Source organism: Bowmanella dokdonensis, from assembly GCF_017254865.1.
In the GTDB taxonomy this organism is placed as follows: domain Bacteria; phylum Pseudomonadota; class Gammaproteobacteria; order Enterobacterales; family Alteromonadaceae; genus Bowmanella; species Bowmanella dokdonensis.
Window position 1 is genome coordinate 1 of sequence record NZ_JAFKCV010000156.1, and the last position, 377, is coordinate 377.

General features: G+C 49.1%; 1 protein-coding gene. It reads left to right on the forward strand.

Translation table 11 applies throughout. From position 1 onward, the window contains the following. The coding region (locus J0A66_RS22010) for an ADP-dependent NAD(P)H-hydrate dehydratase (protein WP_277603618.1) at positions 1-275 on the forward strand (275 nt) is incomplete at its 5' end. Positions 276-377: the final 102 nt, after the last annotated feature.

Here is a 377-nt window from a genome sequence, read left to right on the forward strand (position 1 = left end):
TACTACTCAAAGGTGCTGGCACCCTGATTGCAGCACAACAACAGCATTGGGTATTAACCAATGGTAATCCCGGCATGGCCAGTCCAGGTATGGGTGACCTGTTAAGCGGCACTATTATCAGTTTAGTTGCACAGGGGTTAAGTAACGATGAAGCGACAATGTATGGCGCCAGCCTGCATAGCGCTGCGGCGGACCTGGCTGCACAACAAAATGGAGAACGTGGTATGATGGCCAGTGATTTGTTGCCCTTTATCCGACAACTGGTTAATCGCTGAATGACAATGCAAATAGAAGTAAAAGATGAACAAGCCACCGACGCGTTGGCGGCAAAATTAGCCAAAGCCTGTGACAGTGCCACGGTGATTTATTTGCAAGGC